Here is a 20,050-nt window from a genome sequence, read left to right on the forward strand (position 1 = left end):
TTAGTCATTTACAGATTATTCACTCCTTAAACTCTTAACAGGGTTTGTTAAAGCCGCCTTAACCGCCTGAAAACTTACTGTTACAATTGATATCAACGTAGTCATGAATGCAGCTATGGCAAACACCCATACACTTATATCCACACGGTACGAATAACCCTGCAACCACATGTGCATCAAGTACCAGGCAAGTGGGGTTGCTACTAAAAACGATACCCCAACAAGTTTCAGAAAATCTTTAGAGAGCATAGTGGTTACCCCTAATACAGATGCCCCCAGCACTTTGCGCACTCCAATTTCTTTGATCCGGTTTTGGGCCATGTAGGTTGCCAGGCCAAATAAGCCCAGGCAGGAGATAAATATGGTCAATCCGGCAAATAATGTAGCCAGTGTGCCTATCTGTTTCTCATCGGCAAATTTCTTGCTGTACTCATCATCAACAAAGTGGTAATCAAACGGGTATTCTGAATTATATTTTTTGAATATATCTTCGGCCAGTTTCAGGTTCTCTGCCGTGGTATTTTTAGGATTAAGCTTGTAGTGAATAACATTGAACCAGGCTTTGGGCCCCTGTATGATCATAGGTTTTACCGGTTCATAAGGCGATTGCAAGATAAAATCTTTAATTACGCCTACAACCTTAAACTTACTTCCGCCATTATCGCTATTTCTAACTATTTGCCCTATGGGGTCTTTAAAGCCCATAATTTTCACGGCTGCTTCGTTCAATAATATTGCTGTAGAATCTGAAGGATATGCCTTTACATCAATATCCCTGCCTGCAACTAATTTAAGGTTCATGGTTTTGCTAAAATCAGCATCCACGTTAAACATATTAAAATCAAGCTTTGCCCCTTCCTGTTTGCCATCCCAGGTGTAATCCCAGGTATCGCTCCAGCCCTCTGTCATGGGTGCGCTGGTTTTGGTTACAGATGTAGCTGCCCCACTGGTAATTAATTCATTACGGATGAGGGCGTAGTTCTTATCAACCGTACCGCTCATAAACGTGTACACCAGGTTATCTTTTTTATAACCGGTATCGCGGTTTTGGGCAAAATCAAGCTGTTGCTTTACAATAATGGTAGAAATGATGAGCACGATGGCAAACGTAAATTGCGTTACCACCAAAACTTTACGTGGCGAAAACGCCGATTGAGCGGCTTTAAACGTCCCTTTTAAAACCTTAACCGGTGCAAATGAAGAGAGGAACAAAGCCGGATAACTACCGGATAAAACCCCGGTAAAAAGAATGAACGATACCATGACCAGCCAGAAAAACGGGTTGCCGAATGGTATAAATAATTGCTTTTGGGTAAGCTGATTAAACGATGGTAAACTTACGGCTACCAGTATCAGTGCCACTACGCCCGATATTAAAGCGATCATAATAGATTCGCCCAGAAACTGCACTATTAAACTGGTTTTTGATGCACCGACAACCTTACGGATCCCGACCTCTTTAGCCCGTTTTTCGCTGCGTGCCGTGCTCAGGTTCATAAAATTGATACAGGCTATCAGCAATATAAACCCTGCTATGATACTGAACAACCTGATAATGGTTATCCTGCCGCCTACCAGTTTGCCATTCTCAAATTTAGAATATAAACGCCATTTGGTCTGCGGATGCATAAACACATCAATATCCTTGATATCTGAATGCGTACGGGTAATATCTTTTACCCTGCTGTTTACATACGCTTCGGTAATGCCCGGTTTTAGTAAAGCATAGGTTTGTACAGAATTATTACCCCAGTTTTTATCCTCACGCCCATTGATCTTTTCCCAGTAGCTCCACGGCATTAAATATTCAAAGCTAAACCGTGTGTTATTTGGCAGATCTTTCATTACGCCGGTTACCGTAAAATAATCTACGCTGTCAATTTTTATGGTTTTGCCCATTGCTTCTGTATCACCGAAAAGCTTCTTTGCTGTTTTTTCGGTAATAACTATATTTTTCATACTGTTTAAAGCCGTGTTAATGTTACCCTTGATAAGTGGAAAGCTAAACATTGTCAAAAAATCAGCATCAGTATGATAACCGGTTAAAGTAAGTCGTTTATCACCTAAGGTAAATAGGTAGTTTGCATTATTAGTACGTGCGGCTTGCTCAACCTGCGGGTAGTCTTGCTTTAAAGCCTTCATCATAGGCTTTGGTGTAGTGCCCCAACAAATTAGTTTACCATCAAAAAACGATCTGTTATACATCTGATAGATGCGATCTTTTTTCTCATGAAACTGATCGTAACTCATCTCATTTTGCACCCAAAACAAAATAAGTGCTGCGCTTGCCATACCTACTGCTAAGCCAGCAATGTTTATGCTGGTAAAACTTTTATTTTTTAACAGGTTGCGCCAGGTTATTTTTAAGTAATTTTTAAACATCGTATTAAATTCAAATCCCTAAATTCTAATTTCGAAACGTTAAGCGCCAGGTAAACTACTTTTACTCTTTATTCGCTGCGTAAGCTATTGACCGGATTGGCAATTGCGGCTTTTACAGATTGAAAACTGATCGTAATAAATGCTATCAATAACGATCCTACAGCGGCAGCTGCAATTACCCACCATTGTATGGTTATACGGTAAGCAAAATCCTGTAACCATTTGTTCATTACAAACCAGGCTATGGGTGATGCAGTTACAATTGCGATACACACTAACTTTATAAAATCCTTTGACAACATGGTAACTATCCAGGTTACATTTGCACCTAAAACTTTTCTTATTCCTATTTCTTTGGTACGTTGTTCGGCAGCATAAGCGGCAAGTCCAAAAAGGCCCAAACAAGCAATGATTATAGCCAGTGATGTGAATATGACGAAGATTTTTCCAATACGTTGCTCCGAACGATAAGATAAATCAAAATCCTGATCCATAAAAGAATAATTGATCTGCACGCCCGGTGATAAGCTGTTCCATTTAGCTTTTATCTGGCTCATCAGGGATTGGATATCTGCAGAGCCAACGCGTATAGCTAATGCCCCGGCGTTTTGGCCGTAAGTTAACACAATTGGCTCTATCTTTTGACGTAACGAGTTGAAGTGGAAATCTTTAACAACACCTACAATATGGCATTCCTTAACATTTGGTGTATTGCCTTTACGATCTCCGCCTAAAGATTGGTAAACTGTTTTACCAACCGGATCTGCAAAGCCCAAAAACTTCGCAGCCGCCTCGTTAATAATAATGGCAGATGAATCTGTTTGCATTTCTTTGGAGAAGTTGCGTCCGGCAGCTAATTTCATATCCATAGTAGGGATATAATCAGCATCTACTTCCCAGCTTTGCGGGAAGAGCGATTTCTTTTGATCGTAGGAAGCATCTTTAAAATAGATGCGCGTATTGCGCCAGCCGTTAGTTGGTAAAAAGCCCGTCATTGTGGCGCTTTTTACACCCGGGAGTTGGGCAAGCTCCTGCTTAAATACACCTGCTTGCTGATTTAACTCGCCCGAGTTTTGAACAATAAGTACCTGGTTTCGGTTATAACCCAGATTTTTGGTTTGTATAAAGTTTAACTGATTGTAGATAACCAAAGTACCTACAATTAATAATATCGACACAAAAAACTGAAACACTACTAAAAAGCTACGTAAGCCACCTCCTTTAAAACCTGCGCTTAGTTTCCCTTTCAATACTGCTATTGGTTGAAATGCTGACAGAAAGAAGGCCGGATATGAGCCCGCTAACGACCCGATAACTAATACTATAAGCAATAACGCCGGCACAAGCCATTTAAGCGATTGTGTTGTTAATATGATATCTTTACCGGAAATCTGGTTAAAAGCAGGCAAAAGCACTGATGCTGCAATCACAGCAATAATAGTAGCGATAAAGGTGATCAGGATAGATTCTGCTAAAAATTGGAATATCAGGTTTTTACGTGATGAACCTAACACTTTACGTACACCAACCTCGCGCGCACGGTTTGATGAGCGAGCGGTACTAAGGTTCATAAAATTTACACATGCTATCAGCAATATAAATATGGCAATAGCCGAAAATATATAAACGTACTCTTTGGTGCTGTTAGGGCCAAGTTCGCCGGTAAGGTTTGAGTTTAAGTGGATATCTGTAAGTGCGGTTAAATTAAGCCTGAAATAGCTGCCGCCTTTTTCAAACTGTGCGATATTCATCCCCAGTTCCGACTGCATTTGTGCGCCGCTGAATTTTTGCAAAAACGCCGGGAAGCTTGCGGCCAGTTTGGTGTGGTCTTTGGCATCCTTTAATAGCACATAGGTATTATAATTGCTTCGTAACCACTCGTTTGAGCGGCTATCCGGAAACGACTCCAGCGATACAAAAAAATCAAAGTTAAAGTGCGAGTTTTTGGGTACATCTTTAATTACACCTGTTACCTTAAAGTTCTCTTTATCATTAAATATAATAGTTTTACCTAAAGCAGCGGTTGTATTAAAATATTTTTTAGCAGTGCTTTCGGTAATTACTACCGTGTTGGGTTCCAGCAAGGCGGTTTTAGGGTCGCCGCTTATCATGGGTAAGGTAAACACGTTAAAGATACTGGCATCTACAAAGCCTACCTTGTTCTCTACAATATTACTGTTGCCTTTTTTTACATGTGTGGTACCGGCAGGTTTTATGCGCGTTGCATCTTCTACATAAGGATATTCAGCCTTTAAAGTTTTGGCTAAGGGCGGCATGGCAACAGCGTATTGTACCTGGTTATCGCCCAGTTTTAAATCTTCGTTTACGCGGTAAATACGGTCGGCTTTGGTGTTATAACGGTCGTAGCTTAATTCATCAACTACATAAAAAACAATAAGCAGGCAGGTGGCCAGGCCCAGTGCCAAACCTAATATGTTAATAGCAGTAAAGCCTTTATTTTTATAAAGGCTTCTGTAGGCTGTTTTGATGTAATTTTTAAACATAATGCTAATTTTTTAGGCAATTCTCAGGCTAACCCCTCCGCCGTGGGGCGGCAGAGAGGGTAAGCAAGAGTCACACTTAACTATATTAATTAACTAAAGATCAGTACGGTTATACCATGATATTTTCCATTACAGTTTGGCCATCCAGCAGGCGGATGATACGGTGGCTGTAACGGGCATCATGCTCGGAGTGGGTAACCATGATAATGGTAGTACCTTGTTCGTTCAGGTCGGTAAGCAGTTCCATTACATCGTTACCGTTGCTGCTATCCAGGTTACCTGTCGGCTCATCCGCCAATATAAGTTTAGGTTTGTTTACAACCGCACGGGCAATAGCCACACGCTGTTGCTGACCACCCGATAACTGTTGCGGGTAGTGGTTACGGCGGTGCATGATCTGCATTTTATCCAACACCTCTTCTACCCTTTTAACACGTTCGGCAGCGCTTACGCCGGTGTAGATGAGCGGCAACTCCACGTTTTCAAAAACGGTAAGCTCATCTATCAGGTTAAAGCTCTGGAAAACAAAACCAATGTTGTGCTTACGCAGGTCGGCACGTTTACGCTCGTTAAACTGCGCCACCTCTATGCCATTGAAAACATAACTGCCTTCATCCGGGTCATCCAGCATACCCAGGATGTTTAACAAGGTTGATTTACCGCAACCAGACGGGCCCATGATGGCCACAAATTCGCCGGTATCCACATGCATCGACAGTTTGTTTAACGCGATAGTTTCTACCTCTTCAGTGCGGTAAAATTTTTCAAGATTTGTAATTTTTATCATTTGGCCTCCCCAGCACGGGGCTTTCGCCTCCGTGCCTTTTGTTTAATTGTGATTTATATTTTTATTATAATTAATTTATCTTTCAATCCTCTTGTACAAGACGCATCAAGTTGAAGAAGGTTACACTTGCGTAGCTATTGTTTTAGCACCAGTTCCTGTATGTCGCCGTAATTCTCATAGCTTGATGTAATTACTTTGTCGCCAGGTTTTAAACCTTGTAGTACTTCATAATAATCAGGGTTTTGCCTGCCTATTTGTATATCTGTTTTAAAGGCTGTTTTGCCGTCTTCGCTTACTTTAAAGATCCAGTTACCGCCTGTTTGCTGGTAAAAACCACCTTTAGGTACCAGGGTAGCTGTCGTTTCGTCGCTCAACGCTAAACGGATCTGCAGGGTTTGGCCTTTACGGATCCCCTTAGGCACATCGCCTACAAACTGCATATCTACCTTAAAACGGCCGCTGGTAACCTGTGTAAACACTTTTTTAATGGTTAATTTATACGTTTTACCGGCGAAGCTAAAATCGCCCATTAAGCCATTGTAAATTCTGGATAGGTAATGTTCTTCCACATCCACCTGCACCTTAAAGCCGCCCTGTGCATCTATCTGGCCTAAGTGCTCACCTTTATTCTTGTTCTGGCCAACTTCGGCATCCATAGAGGTTAATTGCCCGTCTATAGGCGACCGAACGGTTAGGTCGGCTACTTTTTTGCGCATTAAAAGCAGCGTGCTTTTGTTGTGGGCATATTGCTCGCGCGCCTGCTCGTCTTCCTGGCGTATTAGGGTGGTATCCTGTTTTAAGATCTGTGTGGTTAGTTTTTTACGGCGCAGCTGGTAGATGTAAGCATTCTCTGCTGCTTTAAATTCCTGCAAGCCGATGGCTTTTTGATCTAACAGTTTTTTATCCAGGTTGTAAACGCGTTCTGCCTCTTTGTAAGCATTATCTACATCGGCCATCTGGTTTAATTTGGTGATGGTGTTTTGCTGTGCATTGTTATGCGAGATCTGCATTTGGGTTTGTGCCGCGTAAACCGCAGTTTCCTGATTGGCCAGGCTCAGTTCCAGATCGGTATTGGATAAACGGATGATCGGGTCGCCCTTTTTGAGGCTGGCGCCATCCTCTACATACTTTTCTTCTACACGGCCGCCTTCAACCGCATCCAGATAGATAGTAGTAAGCGGTAATACCACACCATTCACCGGGATAAACTCCTGGAAAGCCCCTTTTTTGATCTCGCTAACGGTGATGCGCTCGGTATCAACATTTAATTTGCTTTTGCCCGATGTAAAAAATATACTGCCGGCAACTAAAACTACAACACCCGCAATACCGGCTATGGTCATCAGGCGCTTAGTGCTCCATTTCTTTTTTTGTATAACTCTATCCACTGTGTTTAATAATATTTGGTAAACAGATACAAAAACACATGCCACAAATTAATTTACTGTATTACAACACGTTAAGCGCAAAAGCCATAATTACACCGTACGCTTCTGTTACAGCAAGTGTTCGGTTATGATACAGTGCGTTTTTTTGCAAATAGTTAAGTGCCTTTAGTTGATAGTTGATTATCAGTATAATACTTAATATAAGCTAAATGGTATGATATTTCGTATCAAAATATTTAAATTGCATAGCTATAATGCGCGTGCAGATATACCATGATCTATAACCCCAGGAACTAATCACTCACCATAAATGATACTTAAAAAAGCAACCGTTTTAATTGTTGACGACGACCCCGATGTGCTTACGGCTGTTAAGTTATTGCTTAAAACAGAAACCAAAGAAATTATTACCGAAAAGAACCCCGAAAACCTGAACTGGCTTTTACAGCGTAATGAGGTTGACCTGGTTTTACTGGATATGAACTTTAACAGTGCTATAAATACCGGCAACGAGGGCATTTACTGGCTGCGTAAAATAAAGGAATGGAAACCCAACGTTTGTGTTATTATGATAACGGCTTACGGGGATATTGACCTGGCCGTACGTTCGTTAAAGGAAGGCGCTAATGATTTTGTTGTGAAACCATGGCATAATGAGAAATTAATAGATACTATTAAGGATCTGCTGGATAAAAAAGAAGGCGGCGCCGGTAAATCAGCCAAACCATCTGTTAAGGGTGCCGCCGGTACGTCAATACTGGGTGATAGCGATGTGATGGAAGACATCTTTCATAAAGTAAATAAGATAGCCCCTACCGATGCCAATATTTTAATATTGGGGGAAAACGGTACAGGTAAAGATCTGATGGCAAAGGCCATTCATGAACGTTCTTTACGTGCCGATAAACCTTTTATTAAGGTAGATGTGGGCGCTTTGACAGATTCGCTGTTTGAAAGTGAATTGTTCGGCCATAAAAAGGGTGCTTATACTGATGCCCGAGAAGACCGCATGGGCCGTTTTGAAGAAGCCGAAGGCGGCACCCTGTTTTTGGATGAGATAGGTAACATCAGCCTGCAGCAGCAGGCCAAGCTGTTAACCGTTTTACAAAACCGCCAGGTTACCCGCTTGGGTACCAATAAAGCAGTAGATATTAATATCCGCCTGATATGTGCCACCAACGTGCCTTTGCAGGAACTGGCAAATGAGAATAAATTTCGAAAGGATTTAATTTACCGTATCAACACCGTAGAAATAAATATGCCGCCGCTACGTAAACGTGCCGAAGATATTGTGGTACTGGCCCGGCATTTTGCTAAAATGTATGCCGGTAAATACCTTAAGCCCGCCGTAGATTTTGATATTACGGCATTGAACAAATTGCGAAGCTACAGCTACCCGGGCAATGTGCGCGAACTGCAATATACTATTGAGCGGGCCGTAATTATGGCAGATGATGCCTTACTTAAAGCGGATGACCTGATCTTCTCGGTTCTGGAATCGCCGGGCGAAAGCATTATTGATGAAGATAACATACAATTAAGCACATTAGAAAAAAATGCTATCCTCCGTGTAATTGACAAGCATAACGGCAATATTACACGCGCCGCCAAAGAATTAGGATTAACCCGTACGGCCCTGTACCGCAGATTAAGCAAATATGATATTTAACCGTTACGAATGGCGGCTGGTGCTGCGTGTGCTTTTCTTGTTTTTGGCGTTAACTGCTACTGCTGTAATTGTGGTAAGCAGCCAGCCCATGTATAGTGTTATTACGGTGCCCCTGGTAATTTATTCGGTGCTTGACCTGATCCGTTTTAACAAAAAGGCACAGGACGAGGTGAACCAGTTTGTAGAGTCGATACATTACCGCGATTTTTCTCGCCACTTTGATGTGCGCAAGGCACCAAACGAATTAAAACCACTGCGAAAAGGCTTTAATGATATTAACACTACATTTAAACTCATTAGCCGCGAACGCGAGACGCAGTTCCATTACCTGCAAAAGATACTGGAACTGGTAGATACCGGCATACTATCCTACGAGCAGGAAACCGGCGAGATCAGTTGGATAAACGAGGCTTTTAAATCGCTGATCACCATACCTTATCTAAAAACCATTCACTCGCTTGAAAAGCGTGAACCTGTTTTGTATAAAGATGTGATACAGCTTAAACCCGGCGAAACAAAGGTGCTCTCTATCACCCGCGATCAGCAGCAGGTTAAAATGCTGGTAACGGCCAGCATTATGCGCAGCGATGATAAAATGTATAAGCTGATCGCTTTTCAGAATGTGAGCGAAGCTTTGGATGAAACAGAATCAAACGCATGGTCGAAATTACTGAACGTAATGACGCACGAGATCATGAATTCGGTTGCCCCTATCTCGTCATTAGCTGACACCCTGAAGAACCGCCTGCAAAGTCCGGAGATCACCGAAAACCTGGAAGGTGTTGACCTGGAAGATATAGAACTGGGCATTGATACCATTAAACGCCGTAGCGAAGGCCTGCTTAAATTTACCGAAAGCTACCGCAGCCTGAATAAGATAACCAAGCTGGACCTGAACAAGATACTGGTACGCAATATGTTCGAGAACCTGAACAGCCTGATGACCCCAACGCTGGACAAGAAAAATATTGAACTGGATATTATTTTGCGCGACCCCGGGCTTGCCATAGAAGCAGACATAAACCTGTTAGACCAGGTGATGATAAACCTGCTGGTAAACGCTATTGAAGCCGTTAAAGACCGCGAAGAGCCACGCATCATCCTATCTGCCGAGGTACAAAATAACCGTACCCTGGTAAAAGTGACCGACAACGGATTAGGCATGCCGCCCGAACTGCTGGATAAGATCTTTATCCCGTTTTTTAGTACCCGCAAAACAGGCAGCGGTATAGGTTTAAGCCTGTGTAAACAGATTATGCTGCTGCATAAAGGCAATATTCAGGTACAATCTACCGAGGGTAAGGGTTCGTCATTTATATTGCAGTTTGCTAATAATTAATTAGTAAATTGCTTTAAAATCAATCACTATGAAAAAATCATTGCTTATATTATTTGTTGTACTTATTGCCAAAGCCGGCTTTGCACAAACTGCTGCCTTACCTGCCAGCGAAACCGTTTTAAAAGATGCTTATGCCAGGGCTGCTAAAGAAAATAAAAAAGTGATGCTGATATTTCATGCATCGTGGTGTGGCTGGTGTAAAAAAATGGAGGCCTCGCTTAACGACCCAGCTATTAAGCCAATGGTTGATGCCAACTATGTAATTGCCACGTTTGACGTTATGGAGCAACCCGCCAAAAAAAACCTTGAAAACCCGGGATCTTTAGAAGTGATGACCAAATTGAAAGGCGAAAAATCCGGCTTGCCTTTCTGGGTAATATTAGATGCCAAAGGCAAAGTTTTAGCCGATAGCCAGATTAGGCCAGCCGGCGCATCATTAGATACTTATGGAGAGAATGTAGGCTGCCCCGGTGCACCGGATGAAGTAACTTTCTTCACCAAAATACTTAAATCTACCTCTAAATTAACCGACGCACAGCTGGCTGTAATTGCTAAACGTTTTGCACAAAATGCCCCTGCCCCTGCAAAAGCTGTTGAACCAACTTCGCCGGCTACTGTTGGGTCTAAATAATATATCAGTCAGGCTGAGTTTGTCGAACTGTCAACCAAATGTATAGGCCTTCGACATGCTCAGACTGACATTTTTTTCTCATCTGCATATCTGCACATCCGCACACTTACACTTCTACTCCTCTCTGCCAATTTGGCAATTCCATCCCCTTTGGAACGCACATTGATATTCACTTGCTGTAAATCATTTCAAATTTTCTAAACAGTTATTACTATGCAAGAAAAAGGAACAATTTCGATCCACACCGAAAACATCTTCCCGATAATTAAAAAATTCTTATATTCTGATACCGAGATATTTCTGCGCGAGCTGGTGTCCAATTCGGTTGATGCTACCCAAAAAATAAAACGCCTTGCGGCATTAGGCCAATACAAAGGCGAACTGGGCGACCTTCGCGTGGAAGTTGCTTTTGATGCCGACAAAAAGACCATCACCATATCTGATAACGGTATAGGGATGACGGCCGAAGAAATAAAAAAATATATCAACCAGATCGCATTCTCGGGCGCTACCGAGTTTATGGAAAAGTTTAAGGAAGCTAAAGATGCCAACGAGATCATCGGACGCTTTGGTTTAGGCTTTTACTCGGCCTTTATGGTGGCTGATAAGGTTGAAATTGAAACTTTATCCTACCAGGACGGCGCCACCCCTGCCCATTGGGTATGTGATGGCAGCACCGAATTTGAAATTAGCGAAGGCAGCCTGGAAGAACGCGGGACCGAAATTACCCTGCACATTAATGCCGAATCTGAAGAATTTTTAAACCAGAACCGCTTACAGGAGATACTGGATAAATATGCCAAATTCCTGCCGGTACCTATTAAATTCGGTACAACTACACAAGAGGAAGAAGATGGTGTTGACGAAGAAGGCAAACCAAAATACAAATCTGTTGAGGTTGATAACATCATTAACGATACCAACCCTATCTGGACTAAAGCACCAAACGAACTGAAGGACGAGGATTACCTGAAGTTTTATAAAGAACTTTATCCTTACAGTGAAGATCCGTTATTCTGGATCCACCTGAATGTAGATTATCCGTTTAACCTTACGGGTGTACTGTACTTCCCTAAGCTGAAGAACGACTTTGAGATAACCCGTAATAAAATAAAATTATACTCGCGCCAAGTATTTATTACAGATGAGGTAAAAGATATCGTTCCGGAATTTTTGATGTTGCTGCATGGTGTTATCGATTCACCGGATATCCCTTTGAACGTTTCCCGTAGTTTTTTACAAGCCGATAGCAACGTTAAAAAAATAAACAGCTATATCACCAAAAAAGTGGCTGACAAACTTGCCGAACTGTTTAAAGCAGACCGCAAAGGTTTTGAAGAAAAATGGAACGACATTGGCCTGTTTGTTAAATACGGTATGGTAAGCGAAGAGAAGTTTTACGATAAAGCCAAAGATTTTGTTTTGGTGACCAATACTGCTAAAGAAAACTTTACCCTTAGCGAATACAAGGAGAAGGTAGAAGGGGTACAAACCGATAAAGACGGACAATTGATATACATTTACACTAATGATGCCGAGAAGCAGGATGCCTTTATCCAGTCGGCAGGTAAAAAGGGTTATGATGTATTGGTCATGAACTCTCCTATCGATAACCACTTCATCAGCCAGTTAGAGCAGAAACTTGAAAAAACCTCGCTTAAACGTGTTGATGCTGATGTTGCTGATAAACTGATCAAAAAAGATGACGCACCTGAGCATGTTTTAACGGAAGAACAGTCAACCAAAGTAAAAGAGATTTTTAATAAAGCTATTAACAAGCCGGCTTACCGGGTAGAACTGGAAAGCCTTAGCCCGGATGAGTTACCGGTAACCGTAACTATGGACGAGTTTATGCGCCGGATGAAAGATATGGCTGCCATGGGTGGCGGAATGGGCTTTTATGGCAACATGCCAGACAATTATAAAGTAATTGTAAACGGTAACCACAAACTGATCAGCCGTATTTTAGATGGCGAAGACGAAGGAGTGCAGGCACAACTGGCCAAGCAAGCGTTTGATCTGGCCCTTTTGTCGCAGGGTTTGTTGACCGGTGCAGAACTTACGGAGTTTGTTAACCGTAGCGTTAGCCTGATCTGATCAGCTTTATTCCTTAAAAAGTAGACTGAATATAAAGCCATCCGTTATTACGGGTGGCTTTTTTGTTGAATTATTTATGGAAATTTAAACATAGCTGCATCTTATCATAAAAACCAAATATGATAGTAGCACAGGCACAGCTTAAAGGAACGTTTCACCGGGCGATTTATGTTAATACTAAAGGGCCGCCGTGTATATCAATTATAAATTTGGCGTGCAAATAAATTAAACTTATTGGTTCATTAAATGTCTAAATAATATAAGTTTTAGGCTATTATAATTTATAACAATGAAACGTTTACTCAACATACTTTTAGTTTTGTGTATAACAAATTGGGGGCTAAACCCGGCTTATGCACAAAATAAAAAAAGCGATAAAAAAGCAGCGCAGGCAGCTGCATTAAAGCAACTGGTAGAATCAAAAAAGTTCACCTTTCAGGCTAATTTTATTTACCCTTCACAGGGCAATTTTACTTATCCCACCTTTAACGGGCAGCCGTTAAACGGGCAGCGCTATTTAACACCCGGATATGATCTGCGCATTACTCAGGATTCCCTTGTATCCTACCTGCCGTTTATTGGTGTTGCTTATTCAGCATCGGGATATAACAGCCCTAATGATGATGGTATTAAATTTACATCTACCGATTTTACCTACACCTATCAGGCTAAAAAGAACGGCATGTTTTATGTACTGATTAAGCCCAAAGGTGTAAGAAATGCCAATCAGATAGGCATAGATATATCGCCGGGCGGCAGTGCAGACCTTACCGTTTTAAGCAATAACCGCGAGAGGATGCGCTTCTCGGGCATCATTAAAGAAATTAATTAAACAAATTATGCTAAGGATAGATATTCCGTCATCAGCGATAGCTGCCAATGTATTTACACAAGAAACCCTGCCAACACCGCCTAACGGTACAGAAACCGAAATAAACGGCGATTTGATACTGCTGTTTGAAGACGAAGCGGAGGCCGTAGCCTATTTAGATGAGCTGGAAGATTACGCAGCGGAATTAGACGGCGGATCACCAGAAAAAACCAGTGTTAACGCTTTAGTAAGCGCTATAACTAATGACGAATTTGTACAGGCTTATCTGCAATAGCCTGTACAAATTCATTATTTTACATTATACGTTAATATTTTTACTGATGTACTGCATACTGCTATTGATGCTTGCAAAAGCATCTTTAGGCATATCATGTTCTACAAAAAAGCTTTGCATGCCAGCGGTTAATGCAGCAGCAAAAATGGGTTTAAAATCTATAGTACCACTGCCAACAGGCAGGATGTTCTCTTTGCCTGCGTCAAGATCCTTTACATGCCATAAAGGGAAACGCCCCGGATTTTGTTTAAACAGATCAACCGGATTTTTACCGGCCTTAATTGCCCATGCCAGATCAAGCTCCATTTTCATTTTCTGCGGGTCGGTTTCTGACAGCAGCATATCATAAGGTATCACCCCCTCTTTCAATATCCTAAACTCTGCATCATGATTATGATAGGCAAATATTAAACCGGCCTTTGTTGCCGCCTCGGCAGTTTTATTCAATACCGCTATAGAAGCTTTCAGTTCTTCCATACTGCCTGTTGGGGTGTTGGCGCAAACCAAGTATTTCACCCCTCCTTCGGCGGCTTCATCTACCAGTTGCTGCATATCATCCTGTAAGTTTTTCATTGGCGGTATTACCATAGGCTTACCATCGGGTGTGGTTGGCATTTTAGCGCCTGCAGGTAGCTTAAACGGTGCCCCCAGTACATGGTGAGATTTCCACGATAAGCCCAAACCATTTGCCATGGCTTTAAATTCCTTAGGCTTCATACCATAATAACCGCCCTTTTTGCTAAAGGCCGATTCTAACTCTTTATATCCTGCAGCAGCTATTTTAGTTAAAGTGCCTTTAACATCGCTGTCTATCACATTAAAAAATGTAAATAGCTGTACCCCAACCGGGTGTTTGATCATATTGAGATAAGAAGATGCCGCTTTACCCGACAAAACCGCACTACTAAGCACCAAAGTGCCGGTGCTTTGCAAAAACTTGCGCCTGCTAAAATTCATTCTAATTGGTTATTAAATTTACTTGGTAAGTAAATCTAAACCAATAAAATCAAAATATGAAATATATTGTGTCAAAATAACGCATTAGTACATATAAAACTAACTGAACTACAAAAAATAATTCTATAATAATTATATTAATTTGAAGGCCTCAAATCTCTTTGAATTAAATACATCTTTCTGTTATGAATCATAAAAGTAAGTCTCTTATAATCTTTGTATTAATTTCATTATTTAATTCGGCTAATTTTTCAACTTCATTCGCCGCAACGCAAGTAGATACACTTATAAATAATAAAGCTGTACAAATAAGATTTCAATATTCTTTAGATAAACAGATTCGTGCCGATTTCTATAGAAATAAAATTTTAGTGCTTGATTTTTGGGCAACATGGTGTGCTCCTTGTATCGCAGGATTTCCAAGATATAATGATCTGTCAAGAAAATATTCAAATAGTGATGTGATATTTGCGAGTATTACAAACGAGCCAATACATACAGTAAAAACCTTTTTTAAAAGAACAGGTAAAAAGTTAAACGCCTTAAAACTCATTGATACTACCAAATATACAATGAACGCTTTTGGAGTACTTACTCCATCTTTATCACAAGGAATACCTTATTGTGTAATAATTGATAAAAATAATGTGGTGAGATGGCAGGGTAACACTTTTGATCTTAGTGAAAGCATTATAAATGGCATAATTAAATCTAAACCAATTGATGAAAATAAAAGTACATTTAAAACTAACATACCTAATAGTATAAAGCCAATTAACAAATACTCATTCTTCTCTTTTAATGCTATCAAAGCTGATACCGGAATAAGCAATATAGATGATGGTGAAACATATCGTTCTTATTACAATGATATTATTGAATTTACATCAAAAAACAAACCGTTGGATGATTTAATTGAACTTTTAAGTAACGTTAGTAAAGTAAGGTTCAAGACAAATAGCGTAGAAAAGTTAAGACAGCATGTTGGTGTAGATTTTAAAATTGGATCAGACAGTTCCCGGTTTAAAAACTATAAAAGCACGATATTTGAAAATGCTCCACGAAAGAACTTTATTCTTGGGCTTGTTGGTGAAGCTTTTAAATTTGAAGTAAAAGTTGAGCCTCAAAAACTTCAGCATTACGAATTAATTATTGTTGACACAACCAAATTGAATACATTCAAGTCTCTTAACCCTAAGCATCATAGTTACGATTTTGATCATTATCCCAATTTTGAGGTTATTGGATATAATTTAAGTAAGATAACCTCATATTTAGAAAGCAATACAAATTATATAATCACAACTAATATTAAAGATAAGAGTCTTTACGATCTGTCACTAAATATTATGGATTTTAAGACACTAAACAAAAACTTAATATTTCATGGTTTAAAATTAGTAGGGATAGAAGATACCGTACAATTGTTAAACATTACCTTTTATTAATTTAATGATACAAACAATTAGCAATTAATCCCGTCCAGCCGGTTTGGTGGGCGGCGCCTAAGCCACGGCCCGTGTCTCCGTCAAAATATTCGTAATAAAGTATGTGGTTTTTAAAGTTGGGGTCTGTTTGTACTTTCTCATCTGTTCCGCTAACCGGCCTGCGTCCGTTTTCGTCGGCTAAAAATATTTTGGAGATGCGACGGTAGATCTCGTTGGCAACATCTTTCAAGTTCATCATATTACCAGATCCTGTTGGGCATTCTACCTTAAAGTCGTCTCCGTAATACTGGTAAAAATCATTCAGGCTGTCAATGATCAAATAGTTGATTGGGACCCACACCGGGCCGCGCCAGTTACTGTTACCGCCAAACATATCACTGTCGCTTTCGGCAGGTACATATTTGATGCTGAATTTAGTACCGTTGATATTAGCACTGAACGGATTATTTAAATGATATTTTGATAATGACCGGATACCGTATTCGCTTAAAAATTCGTTCTCATCCAGCATGTATTTTAAGATCCCTTTCATGCGGTGGCCGCGTAATAAGCTAATAAGGTGTTTACCAGTAGCACTCTTTTTATCCCAGCGGGACACCAGGTCGGCCAGATCCGGGCGGTTGGCTGCAAACCAATTCATGCGGTCCCTGAAAATGGGATTACCGGTAATATCCGCATCATCCAAAACCTCGGTAGCAAACAGCGGGATCAACCCTACAATGCTGCGTACCTTCATTTTTTCGGCAGTGCCGTCGGCCATCCGCAACTGGTCGTAAAAAAAGTCATCTTCCTCATCCCACAAGCCGCTGTTACCGCCCTCGCCCAGGCTCGACATGGCCGCAGATATATAAATAAAGTGTTCAAAAAACTTTGAGGCGATATCTGCATAGGCTTTGTTGGTAACAGCAAGTTCGGCTGCTATACGTAATAAATTCAGCGAATACATGGCCATCCAACTGGTGCCGTCTACCTGTTCCAGATGGGCGCCGTTAGCAAAGCGTGTGTTACGGTCAAACACGCCTATATTATCAAGCCCTAAAAAGCCCCCTTCAAATATATTATTGCCGGCTTCATCTTTGCGGTTTACCCACCAGGTAAAGTTCAGCATCAGTTTATGAAAAATGCGCTCTAAAAAAAAGCCGTCGCCCTGGCCGTTATTTGCCTGTTTATCCATCTGATAGATCTTCCAGGTAGCCATGGCCAGCACAGGCGGGTTGGCGTCGCTAAAATCCCATTCGTAGGCAGGTAGCTGGCCATTAGGGTGCATATACCAATCGCGCACCAGCAGGCTTAACTGTTTTTTGGCAAAGGCCATGTCAACCACGGCCAGCGGGATACAGTGAAAGGCCAGGTCCCAGGCTGCAAACCAGGGATACTCCCATTTATCGGGCATAGAAATAATATCCTGGCTGTTAAAATGCTCCCATTTACTGTTGCGCTGGTGTTGTCGCTCTGCCGGCGGGGCTGCTTCTGCCGGGTCGCCGGCTAACCATTGATGGATATTGTAATAATAAAATTGTTTATTCCAAAGCATCCCTGCAAAAGCCTGCCGTTGTATGCGAGCGGTATCTTCATGATTATTTTGAGGATGCAGGGCCTGGTAAAATTCATCCGCTTCCTGCACACGCGAAGAAACCATCTCATCAAAATCATCAAACGCTGTTACTTCGCCTTCAATAAGCTTTAGGCGAATGATGGTGCTTCCTTCTGCCGGGACGGTTATATCATAATTAAAGGCAGCTTTAGTACCGGTATTTGCCGGATTAACCGTAGCAGCCGCATTAATAATATAATCGTTTATACCGTCTTTATAAAAAGATTTGCCGTCATCGATATTATTAAACCTTTTGGTGTTGGTTATGTTATCGCAGAAAAGCATTTGGGGGTTACCTTCTGCCACCAGGTTCATCTCCCCCACATCTTTATGGCTGATATGAATAGCATTATTTGCCACAGATAATTGCGGTTTATAATTATCATAGCCCCACTCCCAGGTATTACGAAACCAAACGGTTGGCAGCACATTTATACTTGCGGGTTGTTTACTGCGGTTGCTTATGGTTATTTTAATCAGCATATCATTAGCCGACTGCTTGGCATACTCAACAAAAATATCAAAATATTCGTCGTTGTTTAAAATGCCGGTATCTATCAGTTCATATTCTGATTGCGTACGGCTGCGTTTTTTGCTCTCGGCTACCAAAGCCTCATAAGGGAAACGCTGCTGCGGGTACTTGTACAGCATTTTCATGTAAGAATGTGTTGGCGTATTATCCAGGTAATAATACAGTTCCTTTACATCTTCGCCGTGGTTACCTTCGGCGTTGCTCAATCCAAAAAAGCGTTCTTTTAGTATTGCATCTTTTTTGTTCCAAAGCGATAAGGCAAAACAAAGGCGTTGTTCCAGGTCGCAAATCCCGGCAATCCCTTCTTCGCCCCATCTGTATGCCTTGCTTCGGCCAATATCATGTGTAACATAGTTCCAGGCATCGCCATTGGCGCTATAATCTTCGCGTACGGTACCCCATTGGCGGTCGCTTACATAAGGGCCCCATTTTTTCCAACCGGTTTCTTTTAAGCGTTCCTGTTCTGTCCCCATAGTTTTGATCTTTATTTCCAGCTATTCTTCAGGAAACGTAACCAATTACCATGCATCATGTTTTCAATATCCGTAATATTATAGCCACGCTTTTGCAATAAAGCGGGCACTTTTTGCATATCGGCAATGGTTTCCAGGTCATAAGGGCATTGCTCGCGGCCAAAAGCCCCATCCAGATCGGTGCCCATACCTACATGCAGCGTATTACCGGCTATCTGGCAAATATGATCGATATGATCTACCATCACCTCCAGGTTGCAGTTCATCTGGCGGGGAGTTGATTGCCCCCTCACCCAATTGGGTACCATCATCCAGGCATCTAAAGCGGCGCCTATTACTGCACCGCGGTCAATAAGCGCTTTTATCATTTCATCGCTGTACTGGCGGTTGTGGTTCACCAACGCACGGCAATTGTTATGGCTGGCCCAAACAGGCCCGTTAAAATTATCAAGCGCCTGCCAAAAGGCATCATCGCATAGGTGGGTGGCATCTAAAATAATATTCAAACGCTCCATCTCTTTTAATAATTCAATACCATTAATATCCATTTTACCCGTTGCATCCGTACCATTGGCATAGCGCCCCGGCCCGTAATGTGCAGGCCCTATAGCGCGTAACCCGTTTTGATAGGCACCTTCCAGGTAACTTACGTTCACAATAGAATCGGCACCTTCCAGGCTTAAAATATAGCCTACAGGTTTGTTTGTGTTATCTTCACCATTGCACCATGTGGCCAGGTGCTTATCCAGGGTTTGCAAATCATTTACCTGTGTCATCTGCCCGGCATCTTCCATGGCTTTATACCAGGCAAGCTGGCCCTGTGTTTGCGCCCAGGCTTGTTGTGGCGAGTGCCAGCCGGGTAAGTTGTTATCAGGCGCTACATAACGGCCAATTTGGGTAGCCACTACCAGGCCGATGTTGCCTTTACGAAGCTCTGGTAATGACACTACCGCTTTAGCACGGTCGGGCTTATCTGTTAAATCTTTTTCCCGGTGGTTTATTTCGGTAACGGGCCTTTGCAGGTCGCGGTTCCATTCCAGCGCGTTCATGCTAAGGTCTAAATGGGCATCAATTATGAACATAGATTAAGGGGTGTTACTGCGGTTGATTAATGATGGCATCGATTGTGTAATCATTTTACCG

At 41.6% G+C, this 20,050-nt stretch carries 14 protein-coding genes; 7 read left to right on the forward strand and 7 right to left on the reverse strand.

What is annotated here, in order from left to right:
• Positions 1-15 precede the first annotated feature (15 nt).
• From E2R65_RS17750 to E2R65_RS17765, 4 genes are all read right to left on the reverse strand, one after another.
• Entirely contained in the window at positions 16-2,382 is a 2,367-nt protein-coding gene (locus E2R65_RS17750) for an ABC transporter permease (protein ID WP_134337836.1), read from the reverse strand.
• Positions 2,383-2,450: 68 nt separating this feature from the next.
• The gene (locus E2R65_RS17755) at positions 2,451-4,886 is read right to left on the reverse strand and encodes an ABC transporter permease (protein ID WP_134337837.1); all 2,436 of its coding nucleotides are present in this window, start codon (positions 4,884-4,886) and stop codon (positions 2,451-2,453) included.
• Positions 4,887-4,995: 109 nt separating this feature from the next.
• Positions 4,996-5,673 carry an ABC transporter ATP-binding protein gene (locus E2R65_RS17760; protein ID WP_134337838.1) on the reverse strand — a complete coding sequence of 226 codons (678 nt, stop codon included), beginning with the start codon at positions 5,671-5,673 and terminating at the stop codon, positions 4,996-4,998.
• 134 nt (positions 5,674-5,807) lie between these two features.
• On the reverse strand, positions 5,808-7,061 hold the full coding sequence (locus E2R65_RS17765) for an efflux RND transporter periplasmic adaptor subunit (RefSeq protein WP_134337839.1): 1,254 nt from the start codon (positions 7,059-7,061) through the stop codon (positions 5,808-5,810).
• Between the two features lie 310 nt (positions 7,062-7,371).
• Here E2R65_RS17765 and E2R65_RS17770 point away from each other — a divergent pair, with 310 nt between their 5' ends.
• The 6 genes from E2R65_RS17770 to E2R65_RS17795 all read left to right on the forward strand — a co-directional run bounded on the left by E2R65_RS17770 (position 7,372) and on the right by E2R65_RS17795 (position 13,903).
• Positions 7,372-8,730 carry a sigma-54-dependent transcriptional regulator gene (locus E2R65_RS17770; protein WP_134337840.1) on the forward strand — a complete coding sequence of 453 codons (1,359 nt, stop codon included), beginning with the start codon at positions 7,372-7,374 and terminating at the stop codon, positions 8,728-8,730.
• The gene (locus E2R65_RS17775; RefSeq protein WP_134337841.1) at positions 8,720-10,069 is read left to right on the forward strand and encodes a sensor histidine kinase; all 1,350 of its coding nucleotides are present in this window, start codon (positions 8,720-8,722) and stop codon (positions 10,067-10,069) included. Before E2R65_RS17770 ends, E2R65_RS17775 begins: the two co-directional genes overlap by 11 nt.
• Positions 10,070-10,097: 28 nt before the next feature.
• Positions 10,098-10,700 (forward strand): thioredoxin family protein, encoded by a 603-nt coding sequence (locus E2R65_RS17780; RefSeq protein WP_134337842.1) that lies wholly within the window; start codon positions 10,098-10,100, stop codon positions 10,698-10,700.
• Between the two features lie 213 nt (positions 10,701-10,913).
• Positions 10,914-12,797 (forward strand): molecular chaperone HtpG, encoded by a 1,884-nt coding sequence (gene htpG / locus E2R65_RS17785; protein ID WP_134337843.1) that lies wholly within the window; start codon positions 10,914-10,916, stop codon positions 12,795-12,797.
• A gap of 289 nt (positions 12,798-13,086) precedes the next feature.
• The gene (locus E2R65_RS17790) at positions 13,087-13,629 is read left to right on the forward strand and encodes a DUF4251 domain-containing protein (protein ID WP_134337844.1); all 543 of its coding nucleotides are present in this window, start codon (positions 13,087-13,089) and stop codon (positions 13,627-13,629) included.
• A 7-nt stretch (positions 13,630-13,636) separates the two neighbouring features.
• Positions 13,637-13,903, forward strand: coding sequence for a hypothetical protein (locus E2R65_RS17795; RefSeq protein ID WP_134337845.1), 267 nt, complete (start codon positions 13,637-13,639; stop codon positions 13,901-13,903).
• Positions 13,904-13,927: 24 nt separating this feature from the next.
• On the opposite strand, the gene E2R65_RS17800 is transcribed toward E2R65_RS17795, so the two are convergent.
• Positions 13,928-14,860, reverse strand: coding sequence for a sugar phosphate isomerase/epimerase family protein (locus E2R65_RS17800; protein ID WP_134337846.1), 933 nt, complete (start codon positions 14,858-14,860; stop codon positions 13,928-13,930).
• 185 nt (positions 14,861-15,045) lie between these two features.
• On the opposite strand from E2R65_RS17800, the gene E2R65_RS17805 reads away from it, so the two are divergent.
• On the forward strand, positions 15,046-16,308 hold the full coding sequence (locus tag E2R65_RS17805) for a TlpA family protein disulfide reductase (protein WP_134337847.1): 1,263 nt from the start codon (positions 15,046-15,048) through the stop codon (positions 16,306-16,308).
• 1 nt (position 16,309) lies between these two features.
• On the opposite strand, the gene E2R65_RS17810 is transcribed toward E2R65_RS17805, so the two are convergent.
• Positions 16,310-18,907: an MGH1-like glycoside hydrolase domain-containing protein gene (locus tag E2R65_RS17810; protein ID WP_134337848.1), complete on the reverse strand. Its 2,598-nt coding sequence runs from the start codon at positions 18,905-18,907 to the stop codon at positions 16,310-16,312.
• An 11-nt stretch (positions 18,908-18,918) separates the two neighbouring features.
• Complete coding sequence (locus E2R65_RS17815) at positions 18,919-19,989, reverse strand: dipeptidase (protein ID WP_134337849.1); 1,071 nt, start codon at positions 19,987-19,989, stop codon at positions 18,919-18,921.
• Positions 19,990-20,050 lie beyond the last annotated feature (61 nt).

Source organism: Mucilaginibacter phyllosphaerae, from assembly GCF_004378255.1.
In the GTDB taxonomy this organism is placed as follows: Bacteria; Bacteroidota; Bacteroidia; order Sphingobacteriales; family Sphingobacteriaceae; genus Mucilaginibacter; species Mucilaginibacter phyllosphaerae.